Here is a 15863-nt window from a genome sequence, read left to right as displayed (position 1 = left end):
GCTGCGTCGATCATGGAGTTGTGGTGCTGGACGAAGGCCTCTGATCGGGGCACGACGGGCACCACAACTCCATGATCGACCGGGTGGGGCGGTGGGTCAGACGTGCGTCGGGGTGCGCTCTTCGAGGTGGGTGCGCAGGCCCTCGCCTTCGATGTCCACGTTGGGCAGGGCGCGGTTGAGCCAGCGGGGCAGCCACCAGGCGCGGTCGCCGAGGAGGGACATCACCGCCGGGACGATGGTCATCCGGACCACGAACGCGTCGATGGCGACGCCGATGGCGAGCGCGAAGCCCATCGACTTGATCACCGGGTCCTCCAGGAAGACGAAGCCCCCGAAGACCGAGATCATGATCAGCGCGGCGGCCGTGACCACCCGGGCGCCGTGCCCCATGCCGCTGATGGTGGCCTGTCGGGCCGTCTCACCGTGGACGAAGTCCTCCCGCATCCGGGACACCAGGAACACCTCGTAGTCCATGGCGAGCCCGAACAGGATGCCGATGAGCAGGATCGGCAGGAAGCTGATCAGCGGGCCGGGCGTGTCCAGGCCGACGAGGTCGGCGAGGTGCCCCTGCTGGAAGACGGCCACCGTGATGCCGAACGTGGCGGCGACGGTGAGCAGGAAGCCCAGCGCCGCCTTGATCGGCACCAGCAGCGAGCGGAACACCAGCATCAGCAGCAGCACCGAGAGCCCGACCACCAGCAGCAGGTAGATCGGTAGCGCGTCGGAGAGCTTCTCGGAGACGTCGATGCCGATGGCGGTGACGCCGGTGAGCAGCACGTCCGCGTCGGGGATACCGCTCACCGCGCCCCGGATGTCGTGCACCAGGGTCTCGGTGGCCTCGTCGGTCGGGCCGGTCTTCGGCACCACGCCGAGCAGCGCGGTCCGGCCGTCCGGGCTGAGCTGCGGCGGTGCCACCGCGAGGACGTTCTCGGTGCGCTGGAGCAGGGCGGTGACCTGCGGCACGGCGGCCGAGGTGGCCTGTGGCGTGTCACCGGCGACCACCACGGCGAGCCGGCCGGTGAAGCCCGCTCCGAAGCCCTCGACGGTCAGGTCGTTCGCCACCCGGGCGGGTGAGCCGACGGCGGCCGTCGCGGCGCCCGGCAGGGCCAGCCGCATGTCCGGCGTGGGCAGCGCGAGCAGCCCCAGGCCGAGCAGGCCGACCAGGATGACAGGTACGCGGAACCGGGTGACCAGTCGCGCCCAGCGGAAGCCGAACCGGTTGCGCTCGTCGGTCGTGGTCGCCTGCGCGGCCGGCCGGTCGGTGACGTCGCTGTCGTCCTCGTCGGCGGCCGTGCCGTCGGTGGCAACGGAGCGCAGCCGGCGGGGGAGCACCCGGCGACCGGCGAAGCCGAGCAGCGCCGGCTGGAGGGTGATCGCGACGAGTACGGCGACGGTGACCGTGCCGGCGGCGGCGAGACCCATCACGGTGAGGAACGGGATGTCCACCACGGCGAGCCCGGCCAGGGCGATGACCACTGTGGCGCCGGCGAAGACCACGGCCGAACCGGCGGTACCCACGGCCCGGCCGACCGCCTCCTCCGGGGACAGGCCGTCGAGCAGGTTCTGCCGGTGCCGGGAGGTGATGAAGAGAGAGTAGTCGATGCCGACCGCGAGACCGAGCATCAGCGCCAGGATCGGTGCGGTGCTGGTGAGCTGGACGACGCCGCTCAGCGCGAACAGCCCGGCCATGCCGGCGCCCACGCCGATCAGCGCGTTGAGCATCGTCATGCCGGCGGCGACCAGGGAACCGAACGTGATGATCAGGACGATCGCGGCGACCAGGACGCCGAGCGCCTCGGTGGAGCCGATCTCCGGCTCGCCGCCGAGCACCTCACCGCCGGGGGCGACCTGCCAGCCCTGTGCCTTGGCCGCCGCGCCAACCTGCTCGTACGCGGTGCGCTGTTCGTCGGTCACGTCGTCCCCGCCGGTGGCGAACTGGACCTGGACCAGCGCGTACCGGCCGCTGGGTGAGACCGCGCCGACCTGGAACGGGTTGACCGCGCCGACCACGCCGGGCAGTGTCGACGCCTGCTGGACGAGTTCCTGCACCACGGCCTGACCCTGCGGGGTGGCCAGTTGGCCGTCGGCGGGCGCCTTGACCGTGATGGTGCCGGTGGCGCCGCTGGCCGCGGGGAACTGGTCGGCCAGCAGGTCGAGCGCGCGCTGGCTCTCGGTGCCGGGCATGGTGAAGTTGCTCGCCGTCGGGCCGCGCAGGGTCGCCGCGGCCAGGCCGGCGACGACGAGTACGACGAGCCAGAGCGCGACGACGAGCCGTCGCCGGCGCAACGCGCCCCGGCCGAGCCGGTAGAGCAGGGTGGCCATCAGGAGTCCTTGTCCTCGGTCGTGGGTGGATGGGGCAGGGGTGCGTCGACGGGCTCGACGGCCCGCCGGGCGAGGGCGAGCAGGGCGGGGCGCAGCTCGTCGTCGGGGATGTCGACGAACTCGGCGCACGCCTCGGAGATGCCGGCGAGCAGCACCAGCGCGGCGATCCGGGCGCCCGGCCGGTCGGAGTGCCCGGCCAACGCGTCCCGCAGCCGATCGGAGATCTGCTGGATGTGTGCGAAGGCCGGCTGGCACAGCAGCTCCGGGAACTCGCCGCGCAGTACGGCGATCTCCTGCCGGAACCGGACCGCGAGGTCGACGAAGCCCTGCGCGGCGACCTCCTGGGCGGCCGCTCCGGTCAGGCCGTTGAGCCGGTCGTCGAGGCTGCGGAGCACCTCGATCGCGGGGGCCATCAGCTCGGCGAGCAGGGCTTCCTTGTTGGCGAAGTGGTAGAGCACGGTGGCCTTGGAGCAGCCGACCTCCCGGGCGATGTCCTGCAGGGAGGTGCCCCGGTAACCGCTCACCGTGAACTGCCGCGCCGCCGCGGCGAGGATCTCGCCGTGCGTGTCGGGTACCGCTCTGACCATGCCCGGTCCACCTCCCGCAGACCAGCATGCCTGACCGATCGGTCAGACCCTGACCGATCGGTCAGACGGAAGCGGTGGCGTTCACCACACCCCGGCCGGTTTAACCGGCGTGCTGGGCGTCGTACCTGGTCCGCGCCTCGGCGATGGCCCGGCGGTGCCGCTCGGCCCAACTGGTCAGCGCGACCAGCGACTCGTAGAGCTCCAGCGCCATCGGGGTGGCGGTGTATTCGACCTTGGGCGGGACGGTCGGGTAGACCGTGCGGTGCAGCAGGCCGTCCCGTTCCAGGTTGCGCAGCGTCAGCGTGAGCATCCGACGGCTGATGCCCTCGATGTGCCGCTCCAGCTCGGTGAAGCGCACCGGCCCGTTCGAGGCGGCCACCAGGATGCCGATGCTCCACTTGCCGCCGACCCGGTCCAGCACCTGGCGGACGGTGCATGCCCGGGCCTGACCAGGGGTGAACGGCACGTTCTCGGCCGTGCAGGTCAGCTCGGCCTCGACCAGTGCGGACACATCGCTGTTCCTCTGGGACATCAAAGTGCCTCCTTCCGCTCCGGTTCATGGTCACAGACGATGACCTCGGTAACAAACCGTGCACCAAGGAGGGTTCTCGTGGAGCGTGTCGTCCCGTCCCGCTGGCCGGCGCTGCTGGTGCTCTGCGCCGGCAGCCTGATGATCATCCTGGACGGCACCGTCGTCGCGGTGGCGCTGCCCGCCGTCCAACGCGACCTGGGCTTCACCGCCGCCGGCCTGGCCTGGGTGGTCAACGCCTACCTGGTCGCGTTCGGCGGGCTGCTGCTGCTCGCCGGCCGGCTCGGCGACCTGCTGGGCCGACGGAGGGTCTTCCTGGCCGGCGTCGCGCTGTTCACGGTGGCCTCGCTGGCCTGCGCGGTCGCCACCGGGCCGGCCCTGCTGGTGGGCGCGCGGTTCGGGCAGGGCGTCGGCGGGGCGCTTGCCATGGCGGTCAGCCTCGGCATGATCGTCCGGCTCTATCCCGAACCGGCCGAACGGGCCCGCGCCATCGCCGTCTTCAGCTTCACCGGCGCGGCAGGCGCGTCGGTCGGCACCGTCGCCGGAGGGGTGCTCACCCAGGCCGCCGGCTGGCGGACGATCTTCCTGGTCAACGTACCGATCGGGGCGGCCATCCTGATCGCGGCCCTCCGCCGGCTCCCGGCCGAACGGGGGATCGGCCTGCGCGCCGGCCTGGACCTGCCGGGCGCGCTGCTCGCCACCGCCGGTCTGATGGCCGCCGTGTTGGGCATCGTGGGGACGGGTGAACACGGCTGGACCAGCCCTCGGACGCTCGGCGCGGTGGCCCTCGCGGCGCTGCTGCTCGGCGGTTTCGCGCTGCGCCAACGGGTGGCGGCGACCCCGCTGGTGCCGTCCCGGGTGCTGCGCATCCCGGGTCTGGTGGCGGCGAACGCCGTGCAGTTCCTGATGGTCTGCGCGTACTTCGGGTTCCAGTTCCTGCTCGCCGTGGAGCTGCAACTGGTGCTGGGGCTGGACGCCGCCGCCACCGGCTGGGCCTTCCTGCCCACCCCGGTCGTGATCGCCGTGGTCTCGCTCGGCCTGGCCGGTCGGCTGATCGCCCGCTTTGGTGCCCGGATGGTTCTGCTGGTCGGGCTCGGCCTGGCGACCGTCGGTTTCCTCCTGCTCGCCCGACTGCCCGCCGACGGCGCCTACGTCGTGGACGTACTCCCCGCGATGTTGATCTTCGGGGTGGCCGGTGGCCTGACCCTGCCGGCGGTCACCACACTGGCCATGGCCGGCGCGACCGACACCGACGCCGGGCTCGCCTCCGGCCTGGCCAACACCACCCAACAGGTCGGCGGCGCGGTCGGCCTGGCCGCGCTGGCCACCCTGGCCGCCACCCGCAGCGACGGGCTGCGGGCCGCCGGCTGGGCCGAGACCGCCGCGCTCGCCGGCGGCTACCGGACGGCGTTCGCCGTGGCCGCCGGCCTCGTGGCCGCCGCGTGGCTGGTGGCGCTGACCACCGTGCCCCGACGCTCGGCCGGGCCGTCGTCGGTCGCCGATCCGGCGGGCCCGGCCGGAGTGGATGCCGGAATTGATCCGTACCGAAGCGCCGCGTCCGGTTGACCGACGGCACCGGGGCCGGGAGGGTGGTCGGGTGAGCGAGGCTGACGAGACCCGGGACGGCGTGGCCCTGACCAACCTGGACCAGCCGCTGTCCGACCGCGACGACGCGACGAAGCGTGACTTGGTCGACTACCTCGACGCGGTCCGGGACCGGATCCTCCCGCAGCTGCGGGATCGGCCGCTGTCGGTGATCCGGGTCCGCCCCGGTCAGCCGCCGTTCATGCAGAAGAACCTGCCCCGCTACACCCCGGACTGGGTTCGCCGGGCGCCGGTCTGGGCGGAGGCGTCGCACCGGGAGATCTCGTACGCCCTCTGCGACGACCGCCGCACCCTGCTCTGGTTCGCCAACCAGCGGGCGGTGGAATACCACCCGACACTCGCCACCACGGCGGATCTGCACCGCCCGACCCACCTGATCCTCGACCTGGACCCGCCGGACGGCGACGGGTTCCGCGCGGCGGTCGACGCGGCCCTGCTGGTCCGCCAGGCGCTCGCCGACGCCGGCCTGGCCGGTGCGGTCAAGACCAGCGGCGCCAAGGGCGTGCACGTCTTCGTCCCGGTGACCGGCGAACCCACGGCCGAGGAGTTGGCCGCCGCCACCCGGGCGCTCGCCGTTCGGGCCGAGCGGCTCGACCCGGCGCTGGCCACCACGGCGTACATCAAGGAGGACCGGGGTGGCCGGGTCTTCGTGGACGCCACCCGCGCGGGCGGGGCGACCGTCGCGGCCGTGTACAGCCCCCGGCTGCGCCCCGGGATGCCGGTCTCGTTCCCGGTCGACTGGGCCGACCTGACCGAGGTGAGCCCCGCCGACTTCACCATCCGGACCGCGCCCGCACTGCTCGCCGACAGCGACCCGTGGGCCGCGCTGATGCCGGCACCGCAGTCGCTCCCCGCCGACCTGGTGGCCGAGGGCCGGACCATCCCGGTGGCCCGGGTGCAGGCCATGCACGAGGGCAAGCGTCGGGCCCGCGCCCGCCGCGAGGCCAGCTGACCGGCTCGCCGGCTCCGCTCGCCCCGGCTCGTCGGCTCCGCTCGGCCCGGCTCGCCGGTCCCGCTCGGCTCCCGCCCGGCACCGGCCCGACCCCCCGCTCGGCCCCGGCTCGCGTCCGGCGAGCGGCCGATTGTCGGTGGGTTGTGGCACGATTTCGCAGGTGAGCAGCAAATCCGACGCCTCGCAGCGACTGGGCGACCTCGCGCGGCTGCGCCGGGTCCGCGACCGGATCGACCGGGAGTACGCGCAGCCCCTGGACGTCGAGGCGCTGGCCCGTGGCGCGCACATGTCGGCCGGGCACCTCAGCCGCGAGTTCCGCCTCGCCTATGGCGAATCTCCCTACAGCTACCTCATGACCCGTCGGATCGAGCGGGCGATGGCCCTGCTGCGCCGTGGCGACCTGAGCGTCACCGACGTCTGTTTCGCGGTCGGTTGTTCGTCGCTGGGCACCTTCAGCACCCGCTTCACCGAGCTGGTCGGCGTGCCGCCCAGCGTCTACCGGCGGCAGGCGGCGCAGGCGACGGCGGGCATGCCGTCGTGCGTGGCGAAGCAGGTGACCAGACCGGTCAGGAATCGAGAAGCGCGGGCCACCGAGCCGCAACTAGCGTGACCAGCATGGACATCACCATTCACTCGAGTTTCCTGCCGCACACCGATCCGGAGGCCTCGCTGGTCTTCTACCGCGACATCCTCGGCTTCGAGGTCCGCCTCGACGTCGGCTACGAGGGCATGCGGTGGATCACGGTCGGGCCGGTCGGCCAGCCCAGCACAGCCATCGTCCTGCACCCTCCGGCCGCCAACCCCGGCATCACCGACGACGAGCGCCAGACCATCCTTGAGCTGATGGCCAAGGGCAGCTACTTCGGCGTCAACCTGGCCACCACCGACCTCGACGCCACCTTCGCGAAGCTGGAGGCCAGCGACGCCGAGGTGGTCCAGGAGCCGACCGAGCAGCCGTACGGCGTGCGTGACTGTGCCTTCCGGGACCCGGCGGGCAACATGATCCGCATCCAGGAAGTGCGCTGAGTCCTGCGCGCCCGACAGATGGAGACACGATGAGCAGGGCCATCCAGCCGTCCGCGCCGCACGTCGCCGACAGCCACGACCTGATCCGGGTGCAGGGCGCGCGGGTGAACAACCTCAAGGACGTCAGCGTCGAGATCCCGAAGCGGCGGCTGACGGTGTTCACCGGTGTCTCCGGGTCCGGCAAGAGCTCGCTGGTGTTCGGCACCATCGCGGCCGAGTCCCAGCGCATGATCAACGAGACCTACAGCGCCTTCGTGCAGGGTTTCATGCCGACGCTGGCACGCCCCGAGGTCGACCTGCTGGACGGCCTGACCACGGCGATCATCGTCGACCAGGAGCGGATGGGCGCCAATTCCCGCTCCACCGTCGGCACCGCCACCGACGCCAACGCGATGCTGCGCATCCTGTTCAGCAGGCTCGGGCAGCCACACATCGGCTCGCCCAACGCGTACTCCTTCAATGTCCCCTCGGTGAAGGCGACCGGGGCGATCACCGTCGACCGCGGCGCCGGCAAGACGAAGACCGAGAAGGCGACCTTCAACCGTCTCGGCGGCATGTGCCCGCGGTGCGAGGGCATGGGCGCGGTGACCGACATCGACCTGTCGGCGCTCTACGACGACAACCTCTCGCTCAACGAGGGCGCGATCACCATCCCGGGTTACAGCATGGAGGGCTGGTACGGCCGGATCTTCCGTGGCTGCGGCTACTTCGACCCGGACAAGCCGATCGCGAAGTTCAACAAGCGGGAGCTGCACGACCTGCTCCACCGGGAGCCCACCAAGATCAAAATCGACGGGATCAACCTGACGTACGCGGGCCTGATCCCGTCGATCCAGAAGTCCTTCCTCGCCAAGGACATCGACGCGTTGCAACCGCACATCCGCGCCTTCGTGGAGCGTGCGGTGACGTTCACGACCTGCCCCGAGTGTGCCGGCACCCGGCTCAGCAAGGAGGCCCGGTCGTCGAAGATCAAGGGAAAGAACATCGCCGACGCGTGCGCGATGCAGATCAGCGACCTGGCCGCCTGGGTGCGCGGGATCGAGGAGCCGTCGGTGGCCCCCTTGCTGGCCGGCCTGCAACACCTCCTCGACTCGTTCGAGGAGATCGGGCTGGGCTACCTCTCGCTCGATCGACCGTCGGGCACCCTCTCCGGCGGCGAGGCGCAGCGCACCAAGATGATCCGCCACCTCGGCTCGTCGCTCACCGACGTCACCTACGTGTTCGACGAGCCGACGATCGGGCTGCACCCGCACGACATCCAACGGATGAACGAGCTGCTGCTCCAACTGCGCGACAAGGGCAACACCGTCCTGGTCGTGGAGCACAAGCCGGAGGCCATCGCCATCGCCGACCACGTCGTCGATCTCGGGCCCGGAGCCGGCACCGACGGGGGGACCGTCTGCTACGAGGGCACCCTTGACGGTCTGCGGGCCAGCGGCACCATCACCGGCCGCCACCTCGACGACCGGGCGGCCCTCAAGGAGGCGGTGCGGACGCCCACCGGCAAGCTGGAGATCCGGGGCGCCACGGCCAACAATCTCCAGGACGTCAACGTCGACGTACCCCTCGGGGTGCTCGTCGTGGTCACCGGCGTCGCCGGCTCCGGCAAGAGTTCGCTGGTGCACGGCTCGATCCCGGCCGGCGCGGGTGTGGTGTCGATCGACCAGGGCGCGATCCGCGGCTCACGACGCAGCAATCCGGCCACCTACACCGGGCTGCTCGACCCGATCCGCAAGGCATTCGCGAAGGCCAACGGTGTGAAGCCGGCGCTGTTCAGCGCCAACTCCGAGGGTGCCTGCCCGAGCTGCAACGGCGCTGGTGTCATCTACACCGACCTGGGGATGATGGCCGGCGTCGCCGCCCCCTGCGAGGACTGCGAGGGCAGGCGGTTCCAGGCGTCGGTGCTGGAATACCGCTTCGGCGGTCGTGACATCAGCGAGGTGCTCGCGATGTCGGTGACGGAGGCCGAGAAGTTCTTCGGCGCCGGCGAGGCACGTACGCCGGCAGCGCACGCCATCCTCGACCGGCTCGCCGACGTGGGGCTCGGCTACCTGAGCCTGGGGCAGCCGCTCACCACCCTCTCCGGCGGGGAGCGGCAACGGCTCAAACTGGCCACCCACATGGCCGAGAAGGGCGGCGTCTACGTCCTCGACGAGCCGACCACCGGCCTGCACCTGGCCGACGTCGAGCAACTACTCGGTCTGCTCGACCGCCTGGTCGACGCCGGCAAGTCGGTGATCGTCATCGAGCACCACCAGGCGGTCATGGCGCACGCCGACTGGATCATCGATCTCGGCCCCGGCGCGGGCCACGACGGTGGCCGGGTCGTCTTCGAGGGCACTCCCGCGGACCTCGTCGCCGCCCGCTCCACCCTCACCGGCGAGCACCTGGCGGCGTACGTCGGCACCTGACGGGTCGCCTCCGGTCGACCGTCACGCCACCGGCGGTCGGACGCGCCGTGCCGTCGTGCTGGCCAGGGCTCCGCAGGTGGCGGCGACCACACCGAGGGCAGCCGCGCCCTGGTTGACGTACCCGGGCACGGACGAGGTGACGTAACTGCCGCCACCGCTGAGGCGGCACTCGAAGCGGAGCGGTAGGAAGCTGACGTCGTACCCGACGACCAGGCTTGCCATCTGTGGTCCGGCCCGGCGGCAGGGTTCGATCGGGGAGGATCCGGCGCCGCCGTCCTCGGCCCGCAGCACCGCGTAGCCGAGGTGGAGCAGACCCCAGGCGTACAGGGCGACGGCAACCGCACCGACGAGGAACGCCGCCGCCCGCAGGCGGCCCGACCGTTCGCGGCTCCGGAACACCGCACGGAGCCCGCGGACGGTGAGGACGGTCGCGATGACGCCCCCACCCAGCGCGGCGAGGAGCAACCCGAGAAACAGCACGACGACATTCTTGATCTCGTGGCGTCGCGGATCCTCGTCGGGGGCGGAACGCGGCGACTGGCGCCGCCTGCTCCGCCGGGTCGAGAGGGCGACGCGGACAAACGCGCGACGCGGGGTACCGGGTGGTCGTTGCACCGGGTGTGACCTCCGGCCCCGTCGACTCGCCCACCGCCACCCGCTGGGGACACCGCATCGTCATCGGGCTCACGGTGGCCGCGTTCGGCCCGTACCTCGCACCAGGCCTCCGTACCGAACAGGTGGCCGTGTACGGTGCCGCCACCCTCCTGTGCCTGGTCGGGTTGTGGTTGCGCCCCCGCTTCACCGGCACCGCTGTCTGGGCCCTCGGGGCGCACCTCAGCCTGGTCGCGGTCGCCACCATCGGGGTGGTCCTCCCGCCGCAGAACCACACGATGTACGAGGCCGGGGACGTCGTCGCCGGCTTCGACAACATCGTCCTGCCGCTGGTGGTCGTCGCGGTCGTCGCGATGCTCGTGGGGGCTGGCGCGGACCCGGCCCGGATGCTCCGTGGGGTGTGCACGGTGACCGTCCTGGCGATGGCTGCCAACGCCCTCATCGCCGTGTCGTCGGCTGCCGGGGTCGAGAGCGACCTACTGGCCCGATTCCGGCTCTTCGGCGAGGGGGAGAGCGTCGCCGACCGCGCCGAGCAACTGGGCCGCTACTCAGGGATCTTCAACCAGCCGGCCGAGGCGGGGGTGCTGTACTCGGTGGCCGTCCTCGCCGCCCTCTACCTCTATCAGCGGCAGGTCGGCAAGCTCGCGGTCGCGCTGCTGCTGCTCAGCGTCGGCGGGGTCCTCTCCGTCTCGAAGATCTTCCTGCTGGTCGGAGCGCCGATCGGGATCGCCTACGTCATCCTGGCCTCCGGCCGGCGGCGGCGACTGGTGGCCGCCGCCGCGGCGAGCATCGCCGCCTGGTTCGCCGCCGACGCCTACCTGGACCAGTGGGACGGGCAGCGGTTCGCCATGCGACTGCTGCCCGGCAGCGGCGGTGACGACCAGCTCAGCCTCTACACCGCCGGCCGGGTCGGTGGCCAGTCCAGCCTGCAGCAGGCCGTGGACGTCATGACCACACTGTCCCCGGCGTCCGGGATGGGCTTCGGTGGGCTGCGGGTCGCCTACGACAACGGCTGGGTGGAGGCGCTCGTCGTCGCGGGCGTCATCGGCGTCATCCTGCACACCGCCGTCCTGGCCGCGCTCGCCCTCGGCTGGTTACGCAACCGGAGCCACCGCCCCGAGTCGCCGTTCACCGGCGCGCTGATCCTGATGCTCATCGGCGCCTCGACCGGGTTGCCCGCCCTCACGGCCAACCGCTGCGCGACGATCGTGTGGCTCCTGCTCGGGCTCCTGCTGCTGGTGAGAGCCGACGGTCGGGCCGGCACCTGGTGGCAGCGCCCCGGCCGTGGGCAGCACCGGCAACCACCGGCGGTCGTACCGAAACCGGTGCCGGCGGCTGCCCTGTCGGCGGGTGTTCGACAAACACGATGAAGGCCCCTGACCGAAATACTGGTCAGGAGCCTCTCGTGCAGATCAATCTTGGTGCCCCCGGCAGGATTCGAACCTGCGCCCCCGCCTCCGGAGGGCGGTGCTCTATCCCCTGAGCTACGGGGGCTCAGCGACTGGAGAAGACTAGCAAACCTCCCCTGCGTACGCCGAATCGGTATCGGGTGAGCCGATCGTGTCGGATCGGCCCACCCGGTGCTCAGGCGGCTACCGCCCGCCCGCAGCTGGGCAGCGGGTGCAGGACGATTCGCCGGGGGAGCCGGCGCGGCCACTCGTTGCGCGGCCAGGAGCCGTCCACGATCAGGTGGACGGTGCGCTGCTCCTCGCCGCTGAGCCGCAACACGAAGTCGCGGGGGAGCGGCGGGTCCACCGACGGCGTGGTGATCATGAAGCGCACCCGACCGCGCGACGAGACGGCGGAGATCACGTCGGCTGCCGGCATCGTGCCGCGCAGCCGGACCCGACCGATCCAGTAGACCTCCGCGAGGTGCTCCTGGGCGGCCCGGGTGATCGCCGGGTACTCGCTGCGGACCCACCGCTCGACCGCGCTGACGCAGAGCCCGCAGGCCCGCTCGCGCGGCTCCCGCGGACCCAACCCCCAGGCCCGCAGGTACGCCCCGACCGCTCCAGCGTCCAACGGCAGTTCGAAGCGCCGCTGGATGAGCGTGGTGAGGCTCTGCCGCGTCCACAACTCCTCGTCCAGGCCGAACTCGTCGGGGTGGACGCCCCGCAGCATGTCGATCAACTCGAGTTCCTGTTCGCGGCTGAGCATTCCCGGCTCGCCCTGCCGCTGTCCGCGACGGACGGCTGCCACCGCCCCGTCACCACCGATGGTGTGGCGTCGGCACCAACTGGTGACCGAACGCCGTGCGTCTCTGAGTGCAACCCCCACGTCTTGGGCAACGAGCCCGAATCGCAACTGGTCACGATATGTGGGGAGAAAACTCTCTAAGCAACGTAATCGCCTGTGCCACGCAAAACACCCACCAGGGACAAAGTGGGGCGTTTGAGCCGCAACCGGTCACCCCAGCCGGCCTTGATCGACTCGGGTTCCTGGAAGTCGGCCTGTCCCGATCGCCCGGACGGCGCGCTTTCCTGCAAACCGAGTCGATCAAAAGGCTCTCGACATGGCGCGGCCCGCGTCACCGCCACAGAGGGGCGGGGACGCGGGCCGGGTGCGCCCGTCCGGTCGGTCAGCCCTTGGCCTGCGCCTGGAGCTGCCGGAGGTTGTTCAACTCGGTCTGCTGGGTGGCCTTCATGGTGTTGGCCACCCGTACCACCTCGGCGTTGTCGGTCGCCCCGAGCGCGGCGTCGATCATGTGGATGCCGCCCAGGTGGTGTGCGTACATCAGGGTCAGGAACTGTCGGTCGACCTCGATGCCCTGGGCGTCGCGCAGGGCGGTCATCTGTTGCGGAGTGGCCATGCCCGGCATCAGGCCGTCCTTGACGGTGGCGCCGTCGGACATCCACGACATCGGCGGCTTCGACCCGGTCGGGCTGAGGCCCCATTCGCGCAGCCAGGTCTGCATGGCGCCGATCTCGCCCTGCTGCCCGGTGGCGATGTCGACGGCGATCTGCCGCACCTCGGGGAGGGTCGCCGACCGGTACGCGATCAGGCTCATCTCGACCGCCTGCGCGTGGTGGGTCGTCATGTCCCGGGCGAAGCCCGCCTCGACCGAGGCGTCACCGGGGCGGGTGAGCCGCGGGGTGAGCAGACCGCCGGCATACCCGAGGAGAAGCCCCACCACCAGCATGATGGCGAGTGCCAGCACGCCGTAGCGCGACGCCGGGGCCCGGCCGCCCTCGTCCGGGGCGGCCGGGATCTCGTCGTGCTCGCTGTCGGTGGTTGCCGGAGCGGTCATTGCCGTCCTTACTGGGTGGGCTGCTGCTGCTGGAGCTCACGCGGCGTGGTGCCGGTGGCGGTGATGCCGGTGTTGCAGAGCGCCGTCGGGCCCTCGACGGAGGCGTTCACCCGCAGGTCCTTGATGAACTCGTCGATCCGCGAGTCGTCGGCGTTGTCGAGCTTGAGCTGGTAGCCCCAGGCCTGCAGCGAGATCGGCTTGTCCAGGCCCTCGTACGGGCTCATCAGCATCTTCTCGACGCCGCGCACCTTGCTGGCGAGCTTGTCGACCTGGTCCTTGGGCAGGTCCGGGCGGTAGGTGATCCACACCGCGCCGTGCTCCAGGCTGTGCACCGCGTGCTCGCTGGCGATCGGGGCGTCGTAGACGTCGCCCATGCAGTTCTGCCAGGCGGCGTTGTGCACCCCACCCACCGGTGGCGAGTACTTGTAGGTCAGCGGGCCCGACTTGTGCGACTCGTACTTCAGGCTGTCCGGGTCGGACTTGCGGATATTGGCGATGCCGTCGATGGCGTTGGCCCGCTTGTCCCACGGCTTGGAGCCCTGGAACGACGCCCAGGCGCCGTACCCGATGATGCCGGCCGCGAGCACGCCCACCGCGACGAAGAGCGCGATCGGCCCCCACGCGCGGCCCTGGCTCACCTTGACCGGGGTGACCGGCTTGCGCGGGCCCTTGCCACCGGCGCGGGGGGAGCCCGTCGGCTTGCCGGAACCGGCCTTGGCGCCGGACGCCGGCCGGCCCGCGGCCGGCTTCTTGCCGGTGCTGACCACGGTCGGGCGGCGCTCAGGGCCACCCGGGGTGCTGATGCTCATCGTGCCTCGTCAAGTCGGTCGGTCAGGGGAGTGGCGGGCCGGATGACGCGCAGGGGAGCCGCCGAGTGCCCGAGTCTACCCCCGATAACATGGTTGGGTGACTCCTGCAGAACTAGCCTCGGTCGTCCTTGCCGCCGCCCACGCCGTCTTCGAGCAGCGTGGGCTCGACCGCGCCGCGCTGCCGGCGAGCACGGTGGTGGAGCGACCGCGCAACCCCGAGCACGGCGACTACGCCTCCACGCTCGCTCTGCAGTTGAGCAAGAAGGTTGGCGTCCCGCCCCGGGAGTTGGCTACGGCCCTGGCCGACGAGCTGGGTCGGGCGGCGGGTGTCAAATCGGTGGAAATCGCCGGGCCGGGCTTCCTGAACATCCGGCTCGACGCCGCCGCGGCCGGTCAGCTCGCGCGGGTGATCGTCGAGGCCGGCGCCGAGTACGGCCGCAGTGACCGGCTCGCCGGCGAGAAGATCAACCTGGAGTTCGTCTCGGCCAACCCGACCGGGCCGGTGCACATCGGCGGGGTCCGGTGGGCGGCCGTCGGTGACGCGCTGAGCCGGCTGCTGCGGGCCACCGGTGCCGACGTCGGCACGGAGTACTACTTCAACGACGCCGGTTCGCAGATCGACAGGTTCGCCCGGTCGCTGCTCGCCGCCGCCAAGGGTGAGCCGGCGCCGGAGGACGGCTACGGCGGGGCGTACATCGCCGAGATCGCCAGTGAGGTGCAGGCCCGCCGGCCGGAGGTGCGCTCGCTCGACGACGCCGCCGCCCAGGAGGTCTTCCGGGTCGAGGGCGTCGCGCTGATGTTCGACGAGATCCGCACCTCGCTGCGCGACTTCGGGGTGGAGTTCGACACGTACTTCAACGAGAAGGACCTGCACGACCGGGGTGAACTGGACCTGGCGTTGAACCGGCTGCGCGCGCAGGGGCACCTCTACGAGTCCGAGGGCGCCACCTGGCTGCGCACCACCGACTTCGGCGACGACAAGGACCGGGTGCTGCGCAAGTCCAACGGCGAGTGGACGTACTTCGCCGCGGACTGCGCCTACTACCTGGACAAGCGCGAGCGCGGCTTCGAGCGGGTCGTGATCATGCTGGGCGCTGACCACCACGGCTACATCGGCCGGATGAAGGCGATGTCCGCCTGCTTCGGCGACGACCCGGAGCGCAACCTGGAGATCCTCATCGGGCAGCTGGTCAACCTCCTGCGGGACGGCGCCCCGATGCGGATGAGCAAGCGGGCCGGCACCGTGATCACCCTGGAGGACCTGGTCGACGCGATCGGCGTGGACGCCTCCCGGTACGCGTTGGCCCGCTACTCCAGCGACTCCCCGATCGACATCGACATCGAGCTGTGGACCCGGGCGACCCGCGACAACCCGGTCTACTACGTGCAGTACGTCGCAGCCCGTACCGCAAGCGTGGGCCGTAACGCCGCTGAGGTGGGGCTGACCCGGGGCGACGCGGACGCGTTCCGGCCCGAGCTGCTCGCCAACGAGAAGGAGAACGAGCTGCTCAAGGCGCTCGCTGGGTTCCCCGCCACGGTGGCAACGGCGGCCGAGCTGCGGGGCCCGCACCGGGTGGCCCGCTACCTGGAGGACCTGGCCGGGGCCTACCACCGCTTCTACGACGAGTGCCGGATCCTGCCGCGCGGCGACGAGGAGGCCACCGACCTGCACCGCGCGCGGCTCTGGCTCAACGACGCCACCCGCACGGTGATCGCCAACGGCCTGTACCTGCTCGGCGTCTCCGCACCCGAGAGGATGTGAC

Annotated in this window: 14 protein-coding genes and 1 tRNA gene; 7 read left to right on the top strand and 8 right to left on the bottom strand. The window is 71.5% G+C overall.

The features are described from left to right. Window positions 1-96: 96 nt before the first annotated feature. The 3 genes from ACFYL6_RS07270 to ACFYL6_RS07260 all read right to left on the bottom strand — a co-directional run bounded on the left by ACFYL6_RS07270 (window position 97) and on the right by ACFYL6_RS07260 (window position 3444). Complete coding sequence (locus ACFYL6_RS07270; RefSeq protein WP_387168674.1) at window positions 97-2322, bottom strand: MMPL family transporter; 2226 nt, start codon at window positions 2320-2322, stop codon at window positions 97-99. Next, entirely contained in the window at window positions 2322-2909 is a 588-nt protein-coding gene (locus ACFYL6_RS07265; RefSeq protein ID WP_387168671.1) for a TetR/AcrR family transcriptional regulator, read from the bottom strand. The genes ACFYL6_RS07270 and ACFYL6_RS07265 overlap by 1 nt, the downstream gene beginning before the upstream one ends. A gap of 100 nt (window positions 2910-3009) precedes the next feature. After that, window positions 3010-3444 carry a helix-turn-helix domain-containing protein gene (locus ACFYL6_RS07260; protein ID WP_328652330.1) on the bottom strand — a complete coding sequence of 145 codons (435 nt, stop codon included), beginning with the start codon at window positions 3442-3444 and terminating at the stop codon, window positions 3010-3012. Window positions 3445-3519: 75 nt separating this feature from the next. On the opposite strand from ACFYL6_RS07260, the gene ACFYL6_RS07255 reads away from it, so the two are divergent. The 5 genes from ACFYL6_RS07255 to ACFYL6_RS07235 all read left to right on the top strand — a co-directional run bounded on the left by ACFYL6_RS07255 (window position 3520) and on the right by ACFYL6_RS07235 (window position 9432). Then, complete coding sequence (locus tag ACFYL6_RS07255; RefSeq protein WP_387168668.1) at window positions 3520-5004, top strand: MFS transporter; 1485 nt, start codon at window positions 3520-3522, stop codon at window positions 5002-5004. A gap of 31 nt (window positions 5005-5035) precedes the next feature. Beyond that, a complete protein-coding gene (locus ACFYL6_RS07250) occupies window positions 5036-5995 on the top strand; it encodes a DNA polymerase domain-containing protein (protein WP_387168665.1) in 960 nt (319 codons plus the stop codon). Window positions 5996-6155: 160 nt separating this feature from the next. Next, window positions 6156-6605, top strand: coding sequence for a helix-turn-helix transcriptional regulator (locus tag ACFYL6_RS07245; protein ID WP_387168663.1), 450 nt, complete (start codon window positions 6156-6158; stop codon window positions 6603-6605). 5 nt (window positions 6606-6610) lie between these two features. Then, window positions 6611-7021, top strand: a complete 411-nt coding sequence (locus tag ACFYL6_RS07240; protein ID WP_354995274.1) for a VOC family protein — start codon at window positions 6611-6613, stop codon at window positions 7019-7021. Between the two features lie 29 nt (window positions 7022-7050). Continuing rightward, window positions 7051-9432 (top strand): ATP-binding cassette domain-containing protein, encoded by a 2382-nt coding sequence (locus tag ACFYL6_RS07235; protein ID WP_387168660.1) that lies wholly within the window; start codon window positions 7051-7053, stop codon window positions 9430-9432. Between the two features lie 21 nt (window positions 9433-9453). Here ACFYL6_RS07235 and ACFYL6_RS07230 read toward each other — a convergent pair whose 3' ends face one another. Next, a complete protein-coding gene (locus tag ACFYL6_RS07230; protein ID WP_387168657.1) occupies window positions 9454-9912 on the bottom strand; it encodes a hypothetical protein in 459 nt (152 codons plus the stop codon). A gap of 122 nt (window positions 9913-10034) precedes the next feature. Here ACFYL6_RS07230 and ACFYL6_RS07225 point away from each other — a divergent pair, with 122 nt between their 5' ends. Beyond that, entirely contained in the window at window positions 10035-11414 is a 1380-nt protein-coding gene (locus ACFYL6_RS07225) for a hypothetical protein (RefSeq protein WP_387168653.1), read from the top strand. 49 nt (window positions 11415-11463) lie between these two features. On the opposite strand, the gene ACFYL6_RS07220 is transcribed toward ACFYL6_RS07225, so the two are convergent. The 4 genes from ACFYL6_RS07220 to ACFYL6_RS07205 all read right to left on the bottom strand — a co-directional run bounded on the left by ACFYL6_RS07220 (window position 11464) and on the right by ACFYL6_RS07205 (window position 14100). Then, a tRNA-Arg gene (locus tag ACFYL6_RS07220) sits at window positions 11464-11538 on the bottom strand. A 90-nt stretch (window positions 11539-11628) separates the two neighbouring features. Further along, window positions 11629-12321, bottom strand: a complete 693-nt coding sequence (locus tag ACFYL6_RS07215) for a winged helix-turn-helix domain-containing protein (RefSeq protein WP_238657378.1) — start codon at window positions 12319-12321, stop codon at window positions 11629-11631. A 301-nt stretch (window positions 12322-12622) separates the two neighbouring features. Further along, window positions 12623-13291: a DUF305 domain-containing protein gene (locus tag ACFYL6_RS07210; RefSeq protein WP_387168650.1), complete on the bottom strand. Its 669-nt coding sequence runs from the start codon at window positions 13289-13291 to the stop codon at window positions 12623-12625. Between the two features lie 8 nt (window positions 13292-13299). Beyond that, window positions 13300-14100, bottom strand: coding sequence for a DUF3105 domain-containing protein (locus ACFYL6_RS07205; protein WP_387168648.1), 801 nt, complete (start codon window positions 14098-14100; stop codon window positions 13300-13302). 97 nt (window positions 14101-14197) lie between these two features. Between ACFYL6_RS07205 and argS the strand changes: the two genes are divergently transcribed. Continuing rightward, window positions 14198-15862, top strand: coding sequence for an arginine--tRNA ligase (gene argS / locus ACFYL6_RS07200; protein ID WP_387168645.1), 1665 nt, complete (start codon window positions 14198-14200; stop codon window positions 15860-15862). Window position 15863: the final 1 nt, after the last annotated feature.

The organism is Micromonospora sp. NPDC007208 (assembly GCF_042869175.1).
Lineage (GTDB): Bacteria > Actinomycetota > Actinomycetes > Mycobacteriales > Micromonosporaceae > Micromonospora > Micromonospora foliorum.
Note: the sequence above shows the minus strand (reverse complement) of the source record. Positions and strands in the feature narration are given on the sequence as shown.

Excerpts from the sequence above, each read along its gene's own strand:
- ACFYL6_RS07270 (WP_387168674.1), bottom strand. The coding sequence starts at position 2,322 with ATGGCCACCCTGCTCTACCGGCTCGGCCGGGGCGCGTTGCGCCGGCGA.
- ACFYL6_RS07265 (WP_387168671.1), bottom strand. The coding sequence starts at position 2,909 with ATGGTCAGAGCGGTACCCGACACGCACGGCGAGATCCTCGCCGCGGCG.
- ACFYL6_RS07240 (WP_354995274.1), top strand. The coding sequence starts at position 6,611 with ATGGACATCACCATTCACTCGAGTTTCCTGCCGCACACCGATCCGGAG.
- ACFYL6_RS07235 (WP_387168660.1), top strand. The coding sequence starts at position 7,051 with ATGAGCAGGGCCATCCAGCCGTCCGCGCCGCACGTCGCCGACAGCCAC.
- ACFYL6_RS07210 (WP_387168650.1), bottom strand. The coding sequence starts at position 13,291 with ATGACCGCTCCGGCAACCACCGACAGCGAGCACGACGAGATCCCGGCC.
- ACFYL6_RS07205 (WP_387168648.1), bottom strand. The coding sequence starts at position 14,100 with ATGAGCATCAGCACCCCGGGTGGCCCTGAGCGCCGCCCGACCGTGGTC.